The following is a 5,219-nucleotide window of genomic DNA, read 5'->3' on the forward strand; positions in this document are numbered from 1 at the left end:
TTAGCTTGAACGAAGAGAAAGCCGCGTCATTTAGGCGCAGTCGGTAACATGCCCTTATAGGGCTAGAGCAAACCACCCGCTATGCGGGTGGTTCTGATTTCTTAATCACATGTATTAATCACATGGCTCTTATCGCCAGAAAAATATCGCTCAATGTTTTTAAATGCACTTTCGAAATAAATGTCATAATAACTTTTAGTAACATAACCAATATGTGGGCTGCAAAGTACGTTATTTCGTTTGTAATGCCCCGTTGTTTACACAATTCCAGATCGATATTGTAAGCCACCTTTCCTGTCTGACTGATGAGTTTTAGATTGGGTGTTTTAGACAAAAATTTCTCATCAATCAAAGTTCTTTCACGGATCAGTATTAGGGCATCTGCTTTGGATAATAGTTCTTCTGCTTTGGGATCGCGGTCGAGGGCACCGAGACAAACTACTTCAAAGTCACTGTTTTGATGTAAAGCCTGAATCTGTTTTGTAGCATGTTGATAATCATCAGGAATAACAACTAACGGCATTTGAAATATCCTTTGGTTAAATTATTAGTAATGTAGGGAAATAAGAATAGAGATAATTTATTAAACTTATTAACTTAATTCAGTTAATGTCACGAAGATAAGGGGATGGAAGGAAATATACCGCCAATTCTTAACGAAATGGCGGTGAAGGTGGGTTAAGCTGATTCAGAGAGCTCTTTCAAATATTGGAAAATGTGACGATAGGACTTAGGTGGCTTGTTGGCTGCCTTCTCCTTTTTAGCATTACGAACCAATGTGCGAAGCTGCTGACGATCAGTATGTGGATACAGTGAGATGACTTCTTCAAAGGCATCATCATCCTCAAGCAATTTGTCACGCAATTCTTCTAGTTTATGCAAAATAACGACTTGCTGGTTGTGGCGGTTTTTCAGTTTGTCTAATGCAGTAGTGATTGGCTCAGGATCGCGGGCACGCAACAATTTACCAATTAACTGTAATTGACGGCGACGTCCTTCTCGTTTGATTTTCTGTGCCAATTCAATGGCTGCCAGCAAATTTTCATCCAGTGGAATTCGCTCTAGTTGGCTTTTACTGAGTTCAACCAGTTCCGCTCCCAACTTTTTCAGGATTTCAGCATCCCGCTTGATTTCACTTTTACTGACCCAGATTATCTCTTCTTCTTCCTCTTCAGCAGGATAATTGTCGAGCCAATCTTCAGGCTGCTTTGCCATAATTGTTTTCCTTCTAAAAAGGCCGGATAAGGTACGTTTTGGAGCATGACCTATCGTCCGGTGGGTGTTAACATCCTAATATTGTGTATTGTAACTGGGAAAATTGCCTGATTACCACTCGGCATTTGTGCCATAAGCCGGAGGTGGGCATTTTTTCTGACGAATTCTCTTTTTAATTCATTGGATTATGGTTAATTAATGATAGTTACCAATCAACAAATCGCGGAGCAGCGTAATCTACTGGAAGATGCGGTTGCCCATGCGCTGGAGTTAGCAAAAGCCGGTTGTGATGCTGCGGAAGTCGCGGTCAATAAAACCACGGGGATTAGCGTCAGCACCCGTTTTAGTGAAGTCGAAAATGTTGAGTTTAATAGCGATGGTGCATTGGGGATCACAGTTTATCACCAGCAGCGCAAAGGCAGCGCTTCTTCAACAGATCTCAGCCCTGAGGCGATTGCTCGTACTGTGCAGGCCGCTATTGATATTGCGCGTTATACTTCGCCTGATCCCTATGCCGGCCCAGCCGATAAAGAGTTATTAGCATTTGAAGCTCCTGAGTTGGATCTTTTCCATCCCGCTGATCTGGATGCAGATAAGGCCATTGAGTTGGCAGCCCGCGCTGAACAAGCGTCATTGCAGGCAGATGAGCGTATTACCAATACTGAAGGGGGAAGTTTCAACAGCCATTATGGTATTCGGGTATTTGGTAATAGTCATGGGATGCTGCAAAGCTACTGCTCCAGCCGTCATTCTATGTCAAGCTGTGTGATTGCCGAGCAAGATGGCAACATGGAACGCGATTATGCCTATACTGTGAGCCGCCATTTAGACGAGTTGAAATCGCCTGAATGGGTAGGGCAGGAGTGTGCTCGCCGGACGCTTTCTCGTCTGGGGGCGCGTAAATTATCAACCATGAAAGCGCCGGTTATTTTTTCTGCGGAGGCGGCAACGGGGTTGTTCGGTCATTTAGTTGGCGCTATCAGCGGTAGCAGCATTTATCGTAAATCTTCGTTCTTGTTGGATAGCCTGGGCAAACAGATCTTGCCTTCATGGCTGACGATTGAAGAACAGCCGCATTTGCTACGTGGGTTAGCTTCAACACCATTTGACAGTGAAGGTGTGCGTACAACAACACGTGATATTGTTAAAGATGGTGTTTTGCAGACTTGGTTGCTGACTTCCTATTCTGCCCGTAAATTGGGAATGGTGAACACGGGCCATGCAGGTGGAATTCATAACTGGCGTATTGCAGGACAAGGTTTGGACTTTGCTGGCTTGTTGCGTGAAATGGGTACTGGCCTGATCGTCACTGAGCTGATGGGACAAGGCGTTAGTGCGGTGACAGGCGATTATTCTCGCGGCGCATCTGGTTTTTGGGTTGAGAATGGCGAGATCCAATATCCTGTCAGTGAGATCACTATTGCAGGCAATTTGAAAGATATGTGGGCAAATATGGTGACAATCGGTAATGATATCGAAACACGTAGTAATATTCAGTGTGGTTCGGTGTTTTTGCCGGAAATGAGTATCGCCGGTCAATAGGGATACTCAATTAACAGCAGCCAGTTCGGTGTGACTGAGCTGGCTGGAAATTAGCGGTGATATTCGCCTGCGGCTTCTGGCTGATAAAGTATTTCTAATACCTTTATTTGGGTTGTTTCACCGTTTGGCAACTTCCATGTTATTTCATCATTCACCCGCAACCCCAGAAGAGCAGCACCTAAAGGTGCCATGACGGACAGATGTTTGGTGCTGTCTTGCAGGGAAGCAGGGTAGACCAGTGTACGAACACGCTCTTCATTACTGCCCTGATCAATAAAGCGAATTTCACTGTTCATGGTGACAACATCGGCTGGGATATCTACCGGAGCCACTATTTCTGCCCTATCCAGCTCTTCATTCAAGGCATCTGCGATACTGGTATTAGCAAAAGCAGGTTGTTCCAATAGAGAATCTAAACGTTCAGCATCTAATTCATTGATAATGATTTTAGGTTTTTTCATACCACACTCCAAATTAAGCTCAATACAAAATAACACCCCACATCGCAAGGAGGGGGGTGTTATTTTCAAAGTAATTGAAATGATATTAGGCTGTTCTGCCGCGAAAATAAAGAGATCATGATCACGAACTGTTTTACCTTGCTAATGAAATAAGGTTTATCCACAATAGAGGAAAAGAACAGTCTGCTATCATTTTGAACCGCAAATTATAAGCCGGTGGTTACGATCCGTGGATTGGTTTTACCCCAAATGGAAGAAAGTTCAACAACATGCATTCCCCCCCATTTCTGAATATCAGACTGGGTGATTTCGTCGTTACCTTGTTTACCGAAAATGACCACTTCATCGCCACTTTTTACTTCTGGTAAGTCAGTAACATCGACCATGACGGTGTTCATGGAAACGCTACCGACGACAGGTGCACGGTGACCGTTGATCAGGACATAAGCTTTGTTTGACAGGGCAGAGCTAAAGCCATCAGAGAAACCCACTGGCAAGTTAGCGAGCTTGGAATCACGTTTCAGAATGTAGGTGTTGTCATAACCGACACCATTACCTTTAGGATATGTTTTAACAGAAGCAACACGAGTTTTCATTTGAATCAATGGCTTGAATTCTGGGTGACTGGTGGTCAGGATACCGTACAGCGCACTGCCAACGCGAGCCATGTCAAATTGGGCTTCAGGAATGCTAAGTGAGGCAAAAGAGCTTGATGCGTGCAGAGTGATTTCGTCTCTGTTCAGATTTGCCGTTTTGATCAACCAAGAAGTTTGTTCTTTGAAGTTCTTAATGCTGTCACGGATGGCATCCATATTAGTGAATGCATGATGACTCATCATGCCGACCAGTTTCAGGTCAGGCAACTGAGTAATTTTCAGAGCATCTTGTTTGCCCTGCTCAGTCTTCATTTCCAATCCATTGCGGCTCATAAGACCTGTGTTCAGCATCAGGTGGACACGAATTTCTTTACCGTGTTTTTTTGCCAGCGCATTGATGGCTTGGGCATGTTCCAGATCGCCGATTACCTCTTCCATGTCATAGCCCAGTGTGCTTTCGATTTCAGTGATGTCAGCCGTACGGACACGTATCAATTGTCCTTTAAAGCCGCTTTCACGCACGATGCGGGCTTCTTCATTACTGGTAACACCTACACAAGGCACATCAGTTTTGATGATGGATGGCATCAGCAGGTCGATACCATGACCGTAAGCATCACCTTTCAAAACCGCACACATTTTGGTGCCTTTATTCAGTTTTTTTTGCAGGGTGTGAATATTATTTTCGAAAGTCGTGGTATTGATTTCAACCCAAGCGTTATTGGTTGCGGCGATGTTTTCTGCATGAGTGTTATCTAAAGAGAGCGCAGGTGCTGCTTGGGCAACACTTTGGAACAAACTCAAACCAAGAAAAACTGCCAGTGTAGTTTTATTAAAACGCATGAAGTAAATCTCCAGTGTAGGGACTGTATGCATAATGTTCTGTATGTAATTGCGTTTTAATAATAAGTTTTTTTTAATTTAATTTCACATGGTTAACTTATTGAAAGCTAACATTTATTATATATATTACACTATTTATAAATAGTTAGATTAATTAACTAATTTAATAATTATAATATCTTGTTTTTACTCTTTGTGAATATTTAATGTAGCGCGCCGCGTGAATTGAAAAAATGTTTCATTTAAATTGCGCAAAATTATATTACGGTGATTTTATCAAAACACGCGGCATATTTAGATTGTTTTAACATCAATAGATGGTTGCTTTTCGTTCATCAATTCCTATATCCCTCCAAACTCATATTTTGCATGTTTATTGAACTGGTAATCTGTTTGATTTCAATGCATTCAGCAGTCAGTTACCCGTTTTTAATGCACGAATCAACCCATTGCATAATTTCATAAAACCTCGGTTTAACAACAATCGGGCATGGTTCCGATATGATTTTTTATGGCCCTGATGGAATGAAAATGCAGGTGTTCACCCGGGCAGTACCTAACG

At 42.7% G+C, this 5,219-nt stretch carries 5 protein-coding genes; 1 reads left to right on the plus strand and 4 read right to left on the minus strand.

Annotated features, from left to right (window positions below; all coding sequences use genetic code 11):
* Positions 1–118 precede the first annotated feature (118 nt).
* Both Xentx_RS17245 and yjgA read right to left on the minus strand, forming a co-directional pair.
* The gene (locus Xentx_RS17245) at positions 119–523 is read right to left on the minus strand and encodes a Rossmann-fold NAD(P)-binding domain-containing protein (protein WP_074021749.1); all 405 of its coding nucleotides are present in this window, start codon (positions 521–523) and stop codon (positions 119–121) included.
* A 155-nt stretch (positions 524–678) separates the two neighbouring features.
* Positions 679–1,215, minus strand: a complete 537-nt coding sequence (gene yjgA / locus Xentx_RS17250) for a ribosome biogenesis factor YjgA (protein WP_074021750.1) — start codon at positions 1,213–1,215, stop codon at positions 679–681.
* A gap of 198 nt (positions 1,216–1,413) precedes the next feature.
* Here yjgA and pmbA point away from each other — a divergent pair, with 198 nt between their 5' ends.
* Positions 1,414–2,757 carry a metalloprotease PmbA gene (pmbA, locus tag Xentx_RS17255; RefSeq protein ID WP_074021751.1) on the plus strand — a complete coding sequence of 448 codons (1,344 nt, stop codon included), beginning with the start codon at positions 1,414–1,416 and terminating at the stop codon, positions 2,755–2,757.
* A gap of 50 nt (positions 2,758–2,807) precedes the next feature.
* Here the strand turns inward: pmbA and rnk are convergent, their stop codons facing one another.
* Both rnk and alr read right to left on the minus strand, forming a co-directional pair.
* Positions 2,808–3,218 carry a nucleoside diphosphate kinase regulator gene (gene rnk, locus Xentx_RS17260; protein WP_074021752.1) on the minus strand — a complete coding sequence of 137 codons (411 nt, stop codon included), beginning with the start codon at positions 3,216–3,218 and terminating at the stop codon, positions 2,808–2,810.
* A 206-nt stretch (positions 3,219–3,424) separates the two neighbouring features.
* Positions 3,425–4,657 carry an alanine racemase gene (gene alr, locus Xentx_RS17265; RefSeq protein WP_074021753.1) on the minus strand — a complete coding sequence of 411 codons (1,233 nt, stop codon included), beginning with the start codon at positions 4,655–4,657 and terminating at the stop codon, positions 3,425–3,427.
* Between the last annotated feature and the right edge of the window lie 562 nt (positions 4,658–5,219).

The organism is Xenorhabdus thuongxuanensis, assembly GCF_001908095.1.
GTDB classification, from domain to species: Bacteria; Pseudomonadota; Gammaproteobacteria; order Enterobacterales; family Enterobacteriaceae; genus Xenorhabdus; species Xenorhabdus thuongxuanensis.

What these genes read in the sequence shown, in the direction of transcription:
- alr (WP_074021753.1), bottom strand. Translation starts at nt 4,657, where the DNA reads ATGCGTTTTAATAAAACTACACTGGCAGTTTTTCTTGGTTTGAGTTTG.
- pmbA (WP_074021751.1), top strand. Translation starts at nt 1,414, where the DNA reads ATGATAGTTACCAATCAACAAATCGCGGAGCAGCGTAATCTACTGGAA.
- rnk (WP_074021752.1), bottom strand. Translation starts at nt 3,218, where the DNA reads ATGAAAAAACCTAAAATCATTATCAATGAATTAGATGCTGAACGTTTA.
- Xentx_RS17245 (WP_074021749.1), bottom strand. Translation starts at nt 523, where the DNA reads ATGCCGTTAGTTGTTATTCCTGATGATTATCAACATGCTACAAAACAG.
- yjgA (WP_074021750.1), bottom strand. Translation starts at nt 1,215, where the DNA reads ATGGCAAAGCAGCCTGAAGATTGGCTCGACAATTATCCTGCTGAAGAG.